Origin of the sequence: Microbacterium phyllosphaerae, from assembly GCF_017876435.1 — a bacterium.
Taxonomy (GTDB): domain Bacteria; phylum Actinomycetota; class Actinomycetes; order Actinomycetales; family Microbacteriaceae; genus Microbacterium; species Microbacterium phyllosphaerae.
Window position 1 is genome coordinate 1617646 of sequence record NZ_JAGIOA010000001.1, and the last position, 15984, is coordinate 1633629.

Annotated in this window: 16 protein-coding genes; 6 read left to right on the forward strand and 10 right to left on the reverse strand. The window is 69.0% G+C overall.

What is annotated here, in order from left to right; all coding sequences use genetic code 11:
- Window positions 1-56 precede the first annotated feature (56 nt).
- Window positions 57-758 (reverse strand): IclR family transcriptional regulator, encoded by a 702-nt coding sequence (locus tag JOF42_RS07510; protein WP_210097291.1) that lies wholly within the window; start codon window positions 756-758, stop codon window positions 57-59.
- Between the two features lie 131 nt (window positions 759-889).
- Here JOF42_RS07510 and JOF42_RS07515 point away from each other — a divergent pair, with 131 nt between their 5' ends.
- Together JOF42_RS07515 and JOF42_RS07520 are read left to right on the forward strand one after the other, a co-directional pair.
- Window positions 890-2761 (forward strand): FAD-dependent monooxygenase, encoded by a 1872-nt coding sequence (locus JOF42_RS07515; RefSeq protein WP_210099119.1) that lies wholly within the window; start codon window positions 890-892, stop codon window positions 2759-2761.
- A 224-nt stretch (window positions 2762-2985) separates the two neighbouring features.
- A complete protein-coding gene (locus JOF42_RS07520; protein ID WP_210097292.1) occupies window positions 2986-3366 on the forward strand; it encodes a VOC family protein in 381 nt (126 codons plus the stop codon).
- Between the two features lie 34 nt (window positions 3367-3400).
- On the opposite strand, the gene JOF42_RS07525 is transcribed toward JOF42_RS07520, so the two are convergent.
- Together JOF42_RS07525 and JOF42_RS07530 are read right to left on the reverse strand one after the other, a co-directional pair.
- Complete coding sequence (locus JOF42_RS07525) at window positions 3401-3835, reverse strand: NUDIX hydrolase (RefSeq protein ID WP_210097293.1); 435 nt, start codon at window positions 3833-3835, stop codon at window positions 3401-3403.
- Between the two features lie 41 nt (window positions 3836-3876).
- Entirely contained in the window at window positions 3877-5526 is a 1650-nt protein-coding gene (locus JOF42_RS07530; protein WP_210097294.1) for a thiamine pyrophosphate-binding protein, read from the reverse strand.
- A 204-nt stretch (window positions 5527-5730) separates the two neighbouring features.
- On the opposite strand from JOF42_RS07530, the gene JOF42_RS07535 reads away from it, so the two are divergent.
- The 4 genes from JOF42_RS07535 to JOF42_RS07550 are packed head-to-tail and all read left to right on the forward strand — an operon-like array spanning window position 5731 to window position 9734.
- Window positions 5731-7413, forward strand: a complete 1683-nt coding sequence (locus JOF42_RS07535; RefSeq protein WP_210097295.1) for a circularly permuted type 2 ATP-grasp protein — start codon at window positions 5731-5733, stop codon at window positions 7411-7413.
- Window positions 7407-8333 carry an alpha-E domain-containing protein gene (locus JOF42_RS07540; RefSeq protein WP_210097296.1) on the forward strand — a complete coding sequence of 309 codons (927 nt, stop codon included), beginning with the start codon at window positions 7407-7409 and terminating at the stop codon, window positions 8331-8333. The genes JOF42_RS07535 and JOF42_RS07540 overlap by 7 nt, the downstream gene beginning before the upstream one ends.
- Entirely contained in the window at window positions 8330-9175 is an 846-nt protein-coding gene (locus JOF42_RS07545) for a transglutaminase family protein (protein ID WP_210097297.1), read from the forward strand. Before JOF42_RS07540 ends, JOF42_RS07545 begins: the two co-directional genes overlap by 4 nt.
- 49 nt (window positions 9176-9224) lie before the next feature.
- Window positions 9225-9734 carry a phosphoribosyltransferase gene (locus JOF42_RS07550; protein WP_210097298.1) on the forward strand — a complete coding sequence of 170 codons (510 nt, stop codon included), beginning with the start codon at window positions 9225-9227 and terminating at the stop codon, window positions 9732-9734.
- A gap of 7 nt (window positions 9735-9741) precedes the next feature.
- Here the strand turns inward: JOF42_RS07550 and JOF42_RS07555 are convergent, their stop codons facing one another.
- The 7 genes from JOF42_RS07555 to paaA form a co-directional block, all read right to left on the reverse strand.
- Window positions 9742-11265, reverse strand: a complete 1524-nt coding sequence (locus tag JOF42_RS07555; protein ID WP_210097299.1) for an ATP-dependent DNA ligase — start codon at window positions 11263-11265, stop codon at window positions 9742-9744.
- Between the two features lie 79 nt (window positions 11266-11344).
- A complete protein-coding gene (locus JOF42_RS07560; protein WP_210097300.1) occupies window positions 11345-12115 on the reverse strand; it encodes an enoyl-CoA hydratase/isomerase family protein in 771 nt (256 codons plus the stop codon).
- A gap of 10 nt (window positions 12116-12125) precedes the next feature.
- On the reverse strand, window positions 12126-13304 hold the full coding sequence (paaE, locus tag JOF42_RS07565) for a 1,2-phenylacetyl-CoA epoxidase subunit PaaE (RefSeq protein WP_210097301.1): 1179 nt from the start codon (window positions 13302-13304) through the stop codon (window positions 12126-12128).
- Complete coding sequence (gene paaD, locus JOF42_RS07570) at window positions 13304-13810, reverse strand: 1,2-phenylacetyl-CoA epoxidase subunit PaaD (protein WP_210097302.1); 507 nt, start codon at window positions 13808-13810, stop codon at window positions 13304-13306. The genes paaE and paaD overlap by 1 nt, the downstream gene beginning before the upstream one ends.
- On the reverse strand, window positions 13804-14646 hold the full coding sequence (gene paaC / locus JOF42_RS07575; RefSeq protein ID WP_372443547.1) for a 1,2-phenylacetyl-CoA epoxidase subunit PaaC: 843 nt from the start codon (window positions 14644-14646) through the stop codon (window positions 13804-13806). Before paaC ends, paaD begins: the two co-directional genes overlap by 7 nt.
- Window positions 14643-14948, reverse strand: coding sequence for a 1,2-phenylacetyl-CoA epoxidase subunit PaaB (gene paaB / locus JOF42_RS07580; RefSeq protein WP_210097303.1), 306 nt, complete (start codon window positions 14946-14948; stop codon window positions 14643-14645). Before paaB ends, paaC begins: the two co-directional genes overlap by 4 nt.
- Window positions 14948-15925, reverse strand: a complete 978-nt coding sequence (paaA, locus tag JOF42_RS07585) for a 1,2-phenylacetyl-CoA epoxidase subunit PaaA (protein ID WP_210097304.1) — start codon at window positions 15923-15925, stop codon at window positions 14948-14950. Before paaA ends, paaB begins: the two co-directional genes overlap by 1 nt.
- Window positions 15926-15984: the final 59 nt, after the last annotated feature.

Consider the following 15984-nt stretch of genomic DNA (forward strand, 5'->3'; position numbering starts at 1 on the left):
AGGCATCGAGAACGCACGTCCGCACCGCGCGGGCGTGCGTTCTCGTCTTCTGGGACTCAGCCCTCGAGCGCGTCGCGGATCGCGGATGCCGAACGCCTGAGCCGCTCGGCGATCTCGGCGTCGTCGAGATCGGTGGCGACGTGCACGACGGCGATCGCCGCGGGGCGCTGACCGCGGAGTACGAGGGGGACCGCGACCGACTGCACGGTGGGGATCACCTCGTCGTGGCTCGTCGCGTATCCGCGTGTGCGTGCTTCGTCGACCTCGGCTCGGAGTGCGCTGCCCGCGTCGGCCGGCCATTCGGCGGCGTGGAGCTGCGTCAGGATCGCCTTCCCCGGTGCGCCGACGGTCACGGAGTGGCGCGCGCCGGGGCGCTGGGCGACGCTCGCGATCGCGTGGCGGGGCTCGATGCTCGCGAGCGTGATGCAGTCGTCGCCGTCGAGCACGCCGAGGAAGCAGGTCATGCCGAGTTCGTTCGCGATCGCGGTGATCTCGGGGAGAGCCTCGGCCTGCAGATCGTGGGCGACGCCGGCCGCGAGGGCGGCCATACGGGGGCCGAGAGTGACGGAGCCCGAGCCGTCGCGGCCGATGAGCCGGTGGTCTTCCAGCGTGCGCAGTAGGCGGTAGGCGATGGAGCGGTGCACGTCGAGCCGTGCGGCGATCTCGTCGATCGTGAGGGGAGCGCGCGCGTCGGCCAGCACCTCGAGGATCCGGATGCCGCGGCTGAGCGTCTGCGAGGCCGGAGTGCCTTCGGGCATGCGGGGCTCCCTTGCGTTCCGAGACGAGCGTCTCTAAGCTGTGTTCAATAGTAGAACGTTGTGTTCGAATATAGAACACGATTCGTTCGATGGCAACACCTGACAGAGAAGTCCGGAAGGAATCGACGACGATGCAGTTCCACCACCACGGTTATGTCTCCGGAGACCCCCGCGTGAAGGATGCCGCGGGTATCGGCACAGACCGCCCCGCAGACCTGCCAGACGAGATCGACGTCCTCATCGTCGGCTCCGGACCCGCGGGCATGCTGCTCGCCGCCCAGATGTCGCAGTACCCCGGCGTCTCCACGCGGATCATCGAGAAGCGCGACGGGCGACTCGTGCTCGGGCAGGCCGACGGCATCCAACCGCGCAGCGTCGAGACGTTCCAGGCCTTCGGCTTCGCCGAGCGCATCATCGCCGAGGCGTACAACATCGGCTGGATGAACTTCTGGGGACCGAACCCCGATGCGCCGAGCGAGATCGTGCGCACCTCGCGCACCGCTGACTACGCGTACGACATCTGCGAGTTCCCGCACCTGATCGTCAACCAGGCGCGCGTGCTCGACTACTTCGCCGAGGCCGCGGCGCACGGGCCCGGCAGGATCGCCCCCGACTACGGCATCGAGTTCGTGGGCCTCACGGTGCACGACGAGGATGAGTACCCGGTCGAGGTCTCGCTGCGCTACGTCGCAGGGGAGCGCGCGGGAGAGGAGCGCACGATCCGCGCCAAGTACGTCGCGGGGTGCGACGGCGCACGCAGCGGCGTGCGCCAGGCGATCGGGCGGACGCATGTCGGCGGCAGCGCCGCGCACGCCTGGGGCGTCATGGATGTGCTCGTGAACACCGACTTCCCCGACTGGCGCACCAAGTGCGCCATCAACTCGGAGGCGGGAAACATCCTGCACATCCCGCGCGAGGGCGGCTACCTCAGCCGGATGTACATCGACCTCGGCGAGGTCGCGGACGACGATGACCACCGTGTGCGTCAGACGCCCATCGAGGAGATCATCCGCAAGGCGAACGCGATCCTCAGCCCCTACACGCTGGATGTGAAAGAGGTCGCCTGGCACAGCGTGTACGAGGTCGGCCACCGCGTCACCGACGGGTTCGACGACGTGATCGACGAGTCCGGTCGCACACCGCGGGTGTTCCTCACCGGCGATGCCTGCCACACCCACAGCGCCAAGGCCGGCCAGGGCATGAACGTCTCGATGCAGGACGGCTTCAACCTCGGGTGGAAGCTCGGATCCGTCCTGACCGGACGGGCGCCCGAGGCTCTGCTCGCGACCTACGGCGCCGAGCGTCGGCCGGTCGCACAGCAGCTCATCGACTTCGACCGCGAATGGTCGACGCTCATGGCGCGCAAGCCCTCTGAGATCACCGATCCCAACGACCTCGCCACCTACTACCTCGCCACGGCGGAGTTCCCCTCCGGCTTCATGACGCAGTACACCTCGTCGATGATCACGGGGTCCGACGCGCATCAGGCGCTCGCCGCAGGCTTCCCGCTTGGCAAGCGCTTCAAGTCCGCCGAGGTCGTGCGGGTGGGGGATGGCAACGTCATCCATCTCGGCCACCATGCCAAGGCCGACGGGCGCTGGCGCGTGTACGCATTCGGCGGTCGGGATGCCGCGACGCTCGATACCTGGGCTGCGGAGGCGGGGCCGGTGCTCGCTCGCTTCACGCCTGCGGATACCGATCAGGATTCCGTCTTCGACGTGAAGGCGATCTACCAGCAGCCGTATGAGCAGGTCGAGGTCACGTCGGCTCCCGCCCTGTTCCAGCCGAAGACCGGTCCGCTCGGGCTCACCGACTGGGAGAAGGTCTATGCCGCCGGCCCGTCGAAGTGGACGGAGACCGACATCTTCGAGGCGCGTGAGCTCTCGCGCGACGGTGTCGTCGTGGTGGTGCGCCCCGACCAGTACGTCGCCGCGATCCTGCCGCTGGATGCCGTCGATGAGCTGGCATCGTTCTTCGAGGGAGCATTGCTGCCGGCGTCCTGAAAGCCGTGCGGATCCCTCGCCCGTTCGGGAGGAGAACGCGCGCTCGGGAGGACGATTCGGCGAGATTCCTCCTCCCGAAGCGCAGTTCTCCTCCCGAGCGAGGTGACGCGACGAAGCCGATCAGGCGAGATGCCTCGAACGGGTGAGGGAGCCCTGGTGGGTGTCGGAGGTCCCGCGTAGCCTGAGGGCCGATGGGCGCCGACGCCCACGACGAGGAGTGTGTGATGACCTGGAAGATCGAGCTCATCTTCATGCCGGTGACCGATGTCGACCGCTCGAAGGAGTTCTACACGAAGATCGGATTCAACCCCGACCACGATCAGGTGCCGTATGAGGGTCTGCGTTTCGTGCAGATGACCCCGCCCGGTTCGGCCTGCTCGATCGCCTTCGGCACGGGGCTCGAGATTCCACTCGAGCCCGGGCAGCAGAAGACGATCCAGGTGGTGGTGCCGAACGCCGATGAGGCGAAGGCTCAACTCGAGGCCGTGGGTGTGACGACGAAGGGCGTCGAAGAGCTGGGCTGGGGCCGCTTCGTCTGGTTCGACGACCCCGACGGCAACACCTGGACCCTGCAGGAGTTGCCGGACTACAGCGCGCAGGCCTGACGCGGCGGGCGGCCGGCGGTCAGCGCGCGGAGCGTCAGCGTGCGGAGATCGTGCGCAGCCCCTCGGGCGCGCCTACCGGGAACAGCACGCGGATGCCGGACTCGATGTCGGCGATCGGCGCCCAGCGCACCGGGCTGCCCTCATCGAGGATGCGGAGCTCGGCGTCGAGAGGCACGGCGTCGAGCTCCGCACAGGTCACTGCGAAGACGTGAGCGATCTCGTGCCCGGGTTCGCCCTCGTAGGTGAAGATGTTCTCGAAGACGCCGAGAGGCTCCGCATCCTGGAGCGAGACGCCGAGCTCTTCCATGAACTCTCGACGGAGCGCTTCCGCCGCGGTCTCGCCGAACTCGATGCCGCCGCCGATCGCGCGGAGGAAGTCGAGTCCGCGCGAGCGGTCGTGTCCTTCGAGGGCGAGCACATGCCCGTCTTTCACGGGCAGACCGACGGCGATGTTGCGGATGGCAGGCATCCCGGAAGGCTAACGCAGGTGGCGCGCGGGGGTGACGACGCTCACGAGTTCACGCGGATGATCTCCTGCTGGTACGGCGCGATGACGTCGCCCGAGATGCGGAGGTCGAGCAGGAGGAAGCGTCGCGTCGTGGCATCCTCGTCGGCCCATGTCCTCAGCCGGTCGAGATCCGCAAGGGTCTTCACGACGACGCCCTCGGCGCCGACAGCGGCGCCGAACGCGGCGAAGTCGACCTCGGGGATGCGCATCGGGCCTTCGGCGAGCCCCTTGAGGCCGTAGAGGTTGACCTCGGCACCGTAGGCCGCGTCGTTCCAGATCACCGCGATGCCGCGGCCCTGGGCGGCGCGCACGGCGGACTCGAGGTCGGCGATCGCCATCAGGCCGCCGCCATCGCCCGACGTCAGCACGACGGTCGACTCTCGGCGGGCGAGGGCCGCGCCGACCACACTCGGCCAGCCCTGTCCGATCGACTGGAACGCGGTGCCGACCATCATCATGCGGTCGGGGGCCTCGACCGGCCAGTACATGTTCGCCCAGCCGATGAAGTGCCCGCCGTCGGAGACGACGACGCGGTCGCTCGGCAGCAGCTCGGCGATGCGGCGTGCGGCGGATCGGGGGTCGAGGCGTCCGTCGGCGGCGAGATCGTCACCCTCGTCGTACGTGCGGGCGGCGGCGACGTCGACGGTCTCGCGCCACGGTGCCGACGGCGAGGCGGAGCCGACCCGGGCGACGAGATCCTCTGCGGCGAGACGGGCATCCGCTCTGACGAAGCCGCCGACGTGCGGGTGCGTGGCTGCCGGAGCGATGTCGATCTGGAACACGCGGGTGCCCGGCGCGAAGAGCTCTCCGAAGCGCATCGTGAACTGGTTGAGGGATGCGCCGAACACGACCGCGACGTCGGCGGTGCGGACCAGCTCCATGGCGCCGTCGGCACCGAAGCCCCCGGTCACTCCGAGGTCGTACTGCGACTCCGGGAACACCCCGCGACCGAGTGCGGACGATGCGGTGAGGGCACCGGTCAGGCGGGCGAGCTCGCCCAGTGCCTCACCGGCACCGGCCAGCCAGGCGCCACGACCGGCGAGGAGGAACGGGCGGGATGCCCCGGCCAGCGCTGCGGCGATCTCACCCAGCGTGCCCTCGGCGAACTCGCCGCGAGGGGCGAGCGACGCCGGGAGCCGGGGCGCCGGCGCCTCGGGCACAGCGCCGGCCTCGAGGGCGGCCACGTCGTAGGGGATGGCCAGCACGACCGGCACTCGATAGGTCAGCGCGTGCTCGATCGCGATCACGGTGGTCGCGGCGGCATCCGCTCGGCCGACCGTATACGTGCGGGCGCCGACGGCAGAGGCCAGCGCGATCTGATCGACGTCCCACGGGCGAGGGCCGGAGGTCGGCTCGTCGCCGACCACGAGCACGAGCGGCACATGGGCCTGCACGGCCTCGGCGAGTGCCGTGAGCGTATTGGTGAACCCTGCGCCGTAGGTCGAGGTTCCTGCGGCGATGCGTCCGGACGCACGGAAGTGCGCGTCGGCGGCCACGACCGCACCCTGTTCGTGGCGGACGGCGGTGAACACCGCATCCGTCTGCGTCTCGATGGCATCGAGGAAGTAGGCGTTGCCGTTGCCCATCACGCCGAAGACGGCGTCGATGTGCTGGGCGAGCGTGAGGGCGACGTGCGCGGAGACGGTGGGCATGGGGAAGCCTTTCGAGACAGGGACGGAGAACGTGCGATTCCGTATGTGTCTCGCCCCCGCGTCATCGTGGGGTGCTTCGTGCCTCTTTTTCAGGCACCGGCACCAGAGTGCGCCGGACGAGTCGATCCTACAGCCGCGGTCGCTGTCGCGGCTCCGTCTCGTGCGCGTAACACCGCCGAAACGGTGACAGGGAAACATGCGGTCATGGAGTCGCTGTTCAACGGATACACCTCGCGTCGATCACCCGAGCGGGCGGGGGCTGCTCCGTGGGACGAGATGTTCCCTGCGGACGCCCTGCGCGACGGAGGCGGCGTGAGGCTCCCGTACAAGGACATGTATCCGGCGCTCGCCGGCATGGACGATGCCGAGCTGCGGGCCCGAACCGATGCACTGGCCAGCTCGTATCTCGCGCAGGGGGTGACGTTCGATTTCGCCGGGGAGGAGCGTCCGTTCCCTCTCGACGTGGTGCCGCGGGTGATCGCCGCGGACGACTGGACGCTGGTCGAATCCGGCGTGAAGCAGCGCGTCCGCGCACTCGAGGCGTTCCTCGCCGACGTCTACGGGCCGCAGACCGCCGTGCAGGACGGCGTGATCCCCGCCTCGCTGATCAGCTCGTCGTCGCACTTCCACCGGCAGGCCGCGGGGATCGTGGGAGCGAACGGCGTCCGCATCCACGTCGCGGGCATCGACGTCATCCGCGATGAGGCGGGAGCGTGGCGGGTGCTCGAAGACAACGTGCGCGTACCGAGCGGCGTCAGCTACGTGCTCGCGAATCGACGGGTGATGGCCCAGACGCTCCCCGAGCTGTTCACGAGTCTGCGGGTGCGACCGGTCGTCGACTATCCCGGCCACCTCCTGCAGGCGTTGCGCGCGGCCGCGCCCGCGGGCGTCGATGATCCGACGGTCGTGGTGCTGACGCCCGGTGTGCACAACTCGGCGTACTACGAGCACACGCTGCTGGCCCGCATGATGGGCATCGAGCTGGTCGAGGGGCGCGACCTGTTCTGCTCCGGCGGTCGCGTGTGGATGCACACCACGGCAGGCCCCACCCGCGTCGATGTGATCTATCGCCGGGTCGACGATGAGTTCCTCGACCCCCAGCAGTTCCGGCCGGACTCCGTGCTCGGGGCGCCGGGGCTGATGCTCGCCGCCCGTCTCGGCAACGTGACCCTCGCGAACGCCGTCGGCAACGGCGTCGCCGACGACAAGCTCGTCTACACATACGTGCCCGACCTGATCCGCTACTACCTGGGGGAGGAGCCGGTGCTTCCGAACGTCGACACCTGGCGGCTCGAGGAGCCGGATGCTCTCGAGGAGGTGCTGGATCGGCTCGATGAACTCGTCGTGAAGCCGGTCGACGGCTCGGGTGGCAAAGGCCTGGTCGTCGGGCCCGACGCATCGCGCGAGACACTGGAGGCGCTCCGCAGGACACTGCTCGCGGACCCGCGCGGATGGATCGCACAGCCGGTCGTGCAGCTGTCGACGATCCCCACGCTCGTCGAGGACGGGTTCCGCCCGCGGCACGTCGACCTGCGGCCGTTCGCGGTCAACGACGGGCAGGACATCTGGGTGCTCCCCGGCGGGCTCACCCGCGTGGCTCTGCCCGAGGGGCAGTTGGTCGTGAACTCGAGCCAGGGCGGAGGGTCGAAGGACACCTGGGTGCTCGACCCGTCTCTTTTCACCGGGCCCACGACGACGGTGACGGGGGAGGCCGACCCCGCCGCCGACGAGGTGTCGCTCGCCACCGGGGCGATCGCGATCGTGGCGCCGCCTCGGGAGGAGCCGCACCAGCCGTTCCTCTCGTCTCCGCAGGACGAGGACCTCGAGCAGCGTCACCACCAGCAGCAACAGCAGCAGCAGCAGCAACAGGGAGGTGCGACGTGCTGAGTCGCATCGCGGAGGCGCTGTTCTGGATCGGGCGATACGTCGAGCGGGCGGACGGCACCGCGCGCATCCTCGACGTGCATCTGCAGCTGCTGCTCGAGGATCCGTGGGTGGAGGAGGACACCGCCTGCCGCGCGCTCCTCTCGGTGATGGGCACGACGGCCGATGACGACGCGGTGCTGAGCCGCGACGATGTGGTGCGGCTGCTCGCACTGGATCGGGACCACTCCGCCTCGATCGCGCATTCGATCGCCTCCGCGAGGGAGAATGCGCGCCGCGCGCGAGAGATCATCTCGACGGATCTCTGGGAGACGCTCAACGAGTCGAACGCGCGGATGCCGCGGCGGATCGCCTCCGACAAGACGCACCCGTTCTTCCGGTGGGTGCGCGACCGGTCGGCGCTGGCCTTCGGGGTCGTGGATTCATCGACGAGCAGGGATGAGGCGTGGCACTTCTTCGTGCTCGGCCGGTCTATCGAGCGCGCCGACATGACCGCTCGGCTCCTCGCCACGCGGTCGCTGACGGAGGCCGGTGGACCCAGCTGGACGACGCTGTTGCGCAGCTGCGGCGCGTACGAGGCCCATCTGCGCAGTCACCGTGCCGTACCGACCGCGGCCTCCGCAGTGGAGTTCCTGCTCGTCGATCGGCTGTTCCCGCGGTCTGTGCTCTCGAGCATCCTGCAGGCCGAGGAGTGCCTGCGCGGGATCGATCCGGCGGGTGCGTTCGGAACCCCGGACCGCGCGCACCGGGTGCTCGGTCGTATGAGGTCGGAGCTCGAGTACCGGCCGATCGGCGACACCGTGCATCGTCTGTCCGAGAGCATGGAGGAGGTCCAGGTGGGGATGTCGATGGCGAGTGACGCGATCAGGGAGCGGTACTTCCCGTCGATCGCGATGCCGGTGTGGATCGGAGAGGCGCTGTGAGCCGGCTCCGGATCGTGCACCGCACGGGGTTCCGCTACGAGCAGCCGGCGACGGCCTCGTACAACGAGGCGCGGATGCTGCCACACTCCCGTGACGGCCAGTTCGTGCTGCAGGCGACGCTCGACATCTCCCCGACCGCGACGCAGCACTCGTATGCGGACTACTGGGACACGCGCGTCTCGACATTCGAGGTGCTCACTCCGCATCAGGAGCTCTCCGTCACGGCGACCAGTGTGGTCGATGTCCGGCCGTCGCCCCACGCGGGTGCCGGGATCGACTGGGACGAGCTCGCCGCGCGCATCCCGCAGTCGCTGACCCTGGCCGAATGCGTGACGCAGACACCGGCCACCGACCCGGATGAGGAGATGCGCGACCTCGCTCTGCGGATCGAGGCCGAGGGCGGAGGGGTCGACGAGACGGCGTTCGAGATCTGCAAGACGGTGGGGGAGGCGATGGAGTACCGCAGCGGCGTGACCGGGGTGAGTTCCACGGCTCGTGACGCGTGGCCGACGCGATCGGGCGTCTGCCAGGACATCGCGCACGTCGCGCTCGGGGTGCTCCGGGCGGCAGGCATCCCGGCGCGGTACGTCTCGGGCTATCTGCACCCCGATCCGACCGCGGCGATCGGGCAGTCCGTGACGGGGGAGTCGCATGCCTGGGTGGAGTGGTACTCCGGCGAATGGCGCGGCTACGATCCGACCAACCTGGTCGAGGTGGGCGAGTCGCACGTCTATGTGGGGCACGGTCGCGACTACGCCGACGTCGCTCCGCTCCGCGGTGTGTACGCGGGTCCCAGTGCGTCGGAGCTCTTCGTCTCGGTCGAGATCACCCGCCTGGGGTGATCTGCGCGACGTGGACGGACGGCGTGCGGCAGTGGGGAAGAATGAGACGATGACGGATGCTTCGATCGAGCGCGAGACGCTCACCTGGGACGGCTTCGGATCCGCGACGCGAGACCTCGCGCGCAGCATCCTCGACAGCGGCTTCATGCCCGAGGTCGTCGTGGCGATCGCCCGCGGCGGACTCCTGCCGGCCGGCGCGATCGCATACGGCCTCGGTGCGAAGAACTGCGGCGCGATCAACGTCGAGTTCTACACGGGCATCGGCACGGTGCTCGATGCGCCCGAGGTGCTGCCGCCCGAGCTCGACATGGCCTACCTCGACGGGCGGCGCGTGCTGCTCGTCGACGACGTCGCCGATTCGGGGCGCACCCTCGCCCTGGCCGTGCAGCTGCTGAAGGACAAGGGTGCCGATGTGCGCTCGGTCACCATCTACACCAAGCCGTCGACGATCATCCAGCCCGACTACGCGTGGAAGGACACCGATCTCTGGATCAACTTCCCGTGGTCGTTCCAGGGCACCGTCCGCGAAGAGGACCTCGGGCTCGCGCCGAGCGCCTGAGCTCGTCTCACCCTCGCAGCAGCGCGCGCAGCGTCTGGATCGTGTCGGCGCCTGACGGCGTCTTGTCAGGTCGGTAGCCCTTCACACGAGCGAAGCGCAGGGCGATGCCACCGGGGTAGCGGGGTGATCGCTGGACGCCGTCGATGGCGATCTCGACCACGAACTCGGGGCGCAGGAACACCGTGCTCTGGGTGCGCCGCGTCTCGAGCGGAGGAAAATTCTCGGTCTGCCAGCGCAGCAGATCGTCGGTGAGTCCCTTGAAGGTCTTGCCGACCATCACGAATCCGCCCGGCTCGCCGAACTCCCCGTCGGGATCGAGCGCGCCGAGGTGGAGGTTCGACAGCCACCCCTGGCGACGACCCGAACCCCATTCGGCGGCGAGCACGACGAGGTCGTAGGTCAGCACGGGTTTGACTTTCACCCAGGACTTGCCGCGGCGTCCCGCGGAGTAGGGGGCGTCGACGCCCTTGACGAGCACTCCCTCGTGCCCGGCTGCCAGAGCATCTCGGGAGAGCTGCTCGGCGGCTGCGGGATCGTCTGTCACGATGCCCGGCATGCGCCATTCGCCCACCACACTCTCCAGCTCGGTCAGGCGGGTGGAGAGGGGGTCGTCGAGCAGGTCGCGACCGTCGACATGCAGCACGTCGAAGAACCAGGGCCGCAGCACGAGGTCGCGCGAGACGTCGGCTCCGAACCGCGACATGGTCTCCTGGAACGGGCGAGGGCCGCCGTCCTCATCGAGCGACAGCGTCTCGCCATCGAGGATCAGGTCGTGCGCAGGAAGGCCGCGCACGATCTCGACGATCTCGGGCACACGGTGCGTGATGTCGGCGAGGCTGCGGGTGTAGACGCTCACGTCGTCGCCGTGGCGGTGGACCTGGATGCGCGCTCCGTCGAGTTTGTACTCGACCGAGGCGGGGCCTGTGATCTCGAGCGCAGCGGTCGGGGTCGTGGCGGTCGAGGCGAGCATCGGCAGCACCGGGCGTCCGACCACGAGGCCGACCGCGTCGAGCTCGGCCTCGGTGCCGGTGAGGGCGAGGACCGCGGTGTCGCCCAGGTCACCGGACAGCATCGCGGCACGGCGCACGGATGCCGCAGGGCGATCGGAGGCACGGGCGATCGCGTCGAGCAGGACACCGCCGAGTGCGCCGGTGCGCAGTTCTCCGAGCATCGCGCGCGACAGGAAGTCCCACTCCTCGGCGGTGGCCCGCTCCGCGAGGGCCGAGAGCAGATCGGTCCGGGCCGCTGCGGACCCTGATCCCGATGAGCCGGCCAATGCCTCGAAGGCCGCATCGACGTCACTGATCGACAGTGCCGACCCCTCGGCGTGCTGCACGTCGAGGGCGGTGATCCCGCGCCAGCCCACCCCCAGGCGGCCCTGACGCGGTGTCGCGAGAAGCAGGCCGACGAGGGCGGGGACGTCATCGGCCTCCGCTCGTGCGAGCAGCCGCGAGACCGCGTCGATCTTGGCGAGACGTGATGAGGTGGCGGTGACTTCTTCGGCGGTGGAGACGAGCTCCGAGAGCAACATGGATGCAGTCTGGCACCGGCATCCGACATCGGCGAAGCCCTTGCCTTCGCCCTCTCCGTCGCAGTAGAACAGCGAGGACTCAGCGCCCGCGGAACTCCGGCTTCCGCTTCTCCTGGAAGGCCGCGAAGCCCTCGCGGTAGTCGTCGGTGTCGCAGAGCGCGGCCTGCGCGGCGTTCTCGACCTCGATCGAGTCCCACAGGGCGAGCCGCTCGTCGCGGATCCTCGCGACCAGCTGCTTGCTCGCGAGGAACGCTGCGGTGGCCCCTCGAGCGGCGGTCGCCGCGGCATCCGTCGTCGTCTGCAGCACCTCGTCGTCGGGGAGCACTCGCGAGAACAGCCCCGACGCCACGGCCTCGGAGCCGCTCATCAACCGCCCCGTGTAGATGAGGTCGAGCGTCTTGTGCGCGCCGAGCCGCTCGACGAAGAGCGCATGACCGCCGGAGTCGAGCGTGGCGCCCAGAGCGGCGAACGGCGAACCGATCTTCGCCGACTCCGCGACGTAGACGACGTCCGTGGCGATCAGGAGTCCGAGTCCGACGCCCAGGCAGGCGCCGTGCGCGACCGCGAAGGTCGGCGCGGGGAAGCGAGACATCCTCTGCAACAGCGGCGTGACGAGGCCATCGAGGTAGCCCGAGACGTCGTCGTCGCGCGGGTCGACCGCCGAAATGTCACGGCCGGCGCAGAACGCCCGGCCCTCGCCGCGCAGCACGAGCGCCCGCACCCCCGCGGCATCGGCTTCGTCGTAGGCTCGCCCGAGATCGCGCAGCGCCTGCTCGTCGAGCGAGTTCAGCTTCGCCGGTGCGTTCAGGACGACCGTCGCGACGTCGTCCTCGATGGTGAGCTCGATCATCGGATGCTCCTCAGACGTCGTAGTCGACCACGACGCGGTCGCTCGTCGGGTGGGACTGGCAGGTCAGGACGTAGCCACGTTCGAGCTCGTCGGGTTCGAGCGCGTAGTTCTCGGTCATCGTCACGCTGCCCTCGATGACGCGGGCGCGGCACGTGCCGCAGACGCCGCCCGCGCACGCGAACGGGGCGTCGGGGCGCACCCGCAGTGCGGCGTTCAACACGGACTCGTGGGCGTCGACCGGACTCTCGACGGTCGAGGAGACGCCGTCGAGGTTCACCTCGATCCGGATCGTCTTCTCTCCTGCTCGCACCTGGACCGGGCGTGCGGCACGCACCGGCTCATCGCCGGTCGTGAAGAGCTCGAAACGGATGTGCTCCCGGGGCACTCCCACGTCGGCGAGCACCTCGCGGCACAGGTCGACGAGCGAGAGCGGTCCGCACAGGAACCACTCGTCGACATCGGTCGGGTCGATGAGCATCCCCAGGATGGTGCGGAGCTTCTCTTCATCGATGCGTCCGGACAGCACCGGAGCCGTGCGCTGCTCACGCGAGAGCACGTGGTGCAGAGTCAGGCGCGTCGGATAGCGGTCCTTCAGATCGGCGAGGTCCTCGAGGAACATCACGTCGAGCGTCGAGCGGTTCGTGTAGAGGAGCGTGAAACGGGAGGTGTCCGAGCGCGTCAGCACCGTATGCGCGAGGGCCATGAGCGGCGTGATGCCGGAGCCCGCGGCGATTCCGACGACGTGGCGATGGTCGAGGTCGTCGAGGCCCGAGGTGAACGTGCCCTGCGGGCTCATCACGTCGATCTCGAACCCCGGGTGCAGGCCCGTCTGCGCCCAGGTGGAGAACAGGCCGCCCTCGTCGCGCTTCACGGCGACGCTGAGGCGAGTCGGCATCCCGGCGGCGATCTGCTCGTCCGTGCGATGCTCGGGCGCGCGGCACAGCGAGTACGACCGGCGCACCTCGGTGCCCTCGAGGGTCGTGCGCAGCGCCACGTACTGTCCGGGCTGGTGGTCGTAGTCATCGGCCAGCGCGGCGGGAACCGTGAAGGTCACCTCGACCGAGTCGTCGGTGAGCGGGCGAACCTCTTCGACGGCCAAGGTGTGGAAGCGCGCGCGCTTCTTCGTGGCCGACGCGGCGGAGTGCGGAGACGCCGCCGGGGCGGGGCGGGACACAGCGAACAGCGACATCAGTGCACCTTGAAGTGGTCGAAGGGCTCGAGGCAGGCGCGGCATTCGAAGAGCGCCTTGCACGAGGTGGATCCGAAGCGCGAGACCTCGCGGGTGTCGAGCGAGCCGCACCGCGGGCAGCGCACGCTGATCGCCAGGCGGATCGGGCCGGAGGAGATGGCTGAGCGTCCAGACGGCGGGGCGATGCCGTATTGCGACAGCTTCTGTTTGCCGGCATCCGACATCCAGTCCGTCGTCCAGGCGGGGGAGAGCACGAGACGGACCTCGACCTGTGCGTATCCGGCCGCGGTGAGCGCCAGGATGACGTCATCGCGGATCGTGTCCATCGCCGGGCATCCACTGTACGTCGGGGTGATGTCGACTCGCACGGTCTCGCCGTCGACGGCGACCGCCCGGAGCACGCCGAGGTCTTCGATCGTGAGCACCGGCACCTCGGGGTCTGCCACGGCTGCGGCGATCCTCCAGGCGGCGGCCTCGGTGTCGTGGCGCAGGATGTCGGTCACCATGATGCTCCCGGGTGGCGCCTGGCCAGCACCTGCATCTCTGCGAGCAGGTGGCCGAGGGGTGTCGCGTGCGCTCCCCGTCGGCCGCCGGCGGACGATGCCGAGACGGTGGGCGCCTCGAGCTCCGCCTCGGTGAACACGGTGTCGACGACCGCATCGAAACCGGCGCGCAGAGTCGACGGCCGCACAGCCGCATCGCCGAGGCGATCGATGAGGGGCTCGTCGCGGAAGAGCTCGTCGACGTAGGGCCAGACATCGCCGAGCGCACGGATGATCCGCCGCCTCGATTCGTCGGTGCCGCCGGCGAGGCGAAGCACCCACTGCACAGCGTGGTCGCGGTGGTAGTCGACCTCTTTGAGGGACTTCTCCGCGATCGCGGCGAACGTCTCGTCCGTGCTCGCCCGGAGGGCGGAGTAGAGCTCGAACATGTAGGTCGACACGATGAACTGCCGTGCGATGGTCTGCGCGAAGTCGCCGTTGGGCTGCTCGACGATCCAGGCGCTGCGGAACTCGGGCTCGTCGCGGAAGTAGGCGAGGTCGTCTTCGGAGCGTCCGTCGTACGACCCCGCGAAGTGCAGGAACGAGCGGGCGTGGCCGAGCAGATCGAGGGCGATGTTGCCGAGCGCGACGTCCTCTTCGAGCTCCGGTGCGCGGGCGATCCATTCGCCGAGCTGCTGAGAGAGGATCAGGGCGTCGTCCCCGAGCCACAGCGCGTACTCGGCGACGTCGGCGGATGCTGCGGCGGAGCCTGTGCCGGTGAGCTCCTCACTCAGTCGCAGCTCGTCGACCGAGACGTCCCCGTGCAGGTCACCGTGGAGGTCTGCATGGATGTCGTTCACAGGTGCGGCACCCCTTCGGACGCCGTGTAGTAGACGGCATGCCGGTAGTTCTTGCCGGCGGGGCTCTCGAAGTAGGCACCCTTCGCATCGGGGTCGCTGGTGGTGATCGCATCCGCCGGGACGGCCCAGATCGACACGCCCTCGCCGCGGCGCGTGTAGAGGTCGCGTGCGTTGCGGATGGCCATGTCGGCATCCGGGGCGTGCAGGGACCCGACATGGACGTGGCTCAGACCGCGGTTCGCGCGGACGAAGACCTCCCAGAGGGGCCAGGGTTCGCGTTCGTCGGATCCCGGCGTCGCCATCACGCCACCGCCTTCGTCTTGAGTGCCTGCTTGCGGGCATATTCGGCGGCGGCCTCGCGTACCCACGCGCCCTCCTCGTGTGCCGTACGGCGGCGCTCGAGACGTTCGGCGTTGCACGGGCCGTTGCCGCGCAGCACCTCGAAGAACTCGTCCCAGTCGATCTCGCCGATCACGTACTGCCCGGTCTCGTCGTCGAATCGCAGATCGGGGTCGGGAAGGGTCACGCCGAGGATCTCGGCCTGCGGCACCACCATCCCGACGAACCGCTGGCGCAGCTCGTCGTTGGTGAAGCGCTTGATCTTCCACTTCATCGACTGGGCGGAGTTGGGCGACTGGTCATCGGGAGGACCGAACATCGCCAGGCTCGGCCAGTACCAGCGGTTCACGGCATCCTGTGCCATCTGCCTCTGCTCGTCGGTGCCCTGCATCAGGGAGAGCAGGATCTCGAAACCCTGGCGCTGGTGGAACGACTCCTCTTTACAGACGCGCACCATCGCGCGTCCGTAGGGGCCGTACGACGCACGGCACAGCGGCACCTGGTTGCAGATCGCGGCGCCGTCGACGAGCCATCCGATCGCGCCCATGTCGGCCCATGTGGGAGTGGGGTAGTTGAAGATCGACGAGTACTTGGCCTTGCCGCTGATGAGCTGATCCATCATCTCGTCGCGCGTGATCCCGAGGGTCTGCGCCGCGGAGTAGAGGTAGAGACCGTGACCGGCCTCGTCCTGCACCTTCGCCATCAGGATCGCTTTGCGCTTGAGGCTCGGCGCCCGGGTGATCCAGTTGCCCTCCGGCTGCATGCCGATGATCTCGGAGTGCGCGTGCTGCGAGATCTGACGGATCAGCGTCTTGCGGTACGCGTCGGGCATCCAGTCGCGGGGCTCGATGCGCTGCTCGTTCGCGATGAGCTCATCGAACAGGCGCTCGTCGTCGGAGAGCTCGTCTGCGACGAGGGAGAGATCTGCGGGGCTGGTCATCATCGACTCCTCAGTGTCCGATCCTCTTTACTGACCGGTCGTTAGGTAATTCTGACACG

Bases quoted from the DNA above. Each gene is read 5' to 3' on its own strand.
- paaE (WP_210097301.1), bottom strand. From the start codon at position 13,304: ATGTCGCTGTTCGCTGTGTCCCGCCCCGCCCCGGCGGCGTCTCCGCAC.
- JOF42_RS07555 (WP_210097299.1), bottom strand. From the start codon at position 11,265: ATGTTGCTCTCGGAGCTCGTCTCCACCGCCGAAGAAGTCACCGCCACC.
- JOF42_RS07510 (WP_210097291.1), bottom strand. From the start codon at position 758: ATGCCCGAAGGCACTCCGGCCTCGCAGACGCTCAGCCGCGGCATCCGG.
- JOF42_RS07525 (WP_210097293.1), bottom strand. From the start codon at position 3,835: ATGCCTGCCATCCGCAACATCGCCGTCGGTCTGCCCGTGAAAGACGGG.
- paaB (WP_210097303.1), bottom strand. From the start codon at position 14,948: ATGGCGACGCCGGGATCCGACGAACGCGAACCCTGGCCCCTCTGGGAG.
- JOF42_RS07560 (WP_210097300.1), bottom strand. From the start codon at position 12,115: ATGATCGAGCTCACCATCGAGGACGACGTCGCGACGGTCGTCCTGAAC.
- JOF42_RS07530 (WP_210097294.1), bottom strand. From the start codon at position 5,526: ATGCCCACCGTCTCCGCGCACGTCGCCCTCACGCTCGCCCAGCACATC.
- paaD (WP_210097302.1), bottom strand. From the start codon at position 13,810: ATGGTGACCGACATCCTGCGCCACGACACCGAGGCCGCCGCCTGGAGG.
- JOF42_RS07520 (WP_210097292.1), top strand. From the start codon at position 2,986: ATGACCTGGAAGATCGAGCTCATCTTCATGCCGGTGACCGATGTCGAC.
- JOF42_RS07550 (WP_210097298.1), top strand. From the start codon at position 9,225: ATGACGGATGCTTCGATCGAGCGCGAGACGCTCACCTGGGACGGCTTC.
- JOF42_RS07535 (WP_210097295.1), top strand. From the start codon at position 5,731: ATGGAGTCGCTGTTCAACGGATACACCTCGCGTCGATCACCCGAGCGG.
- paaA (WP_210097304.1), bottom strand. From the start codon at position 15,925: ATGACCAGCCCCGCAGATCTCTCCCTCGTCGCAGACGAGCTCTCCGAC.
- JOF42_RS07515 (WP_210099119.1), top strand. From the start codon at position 890: ATGCAGTTCCACCACCACGGTTATGTCTCCGGAGACCCCCGCGTGAAG.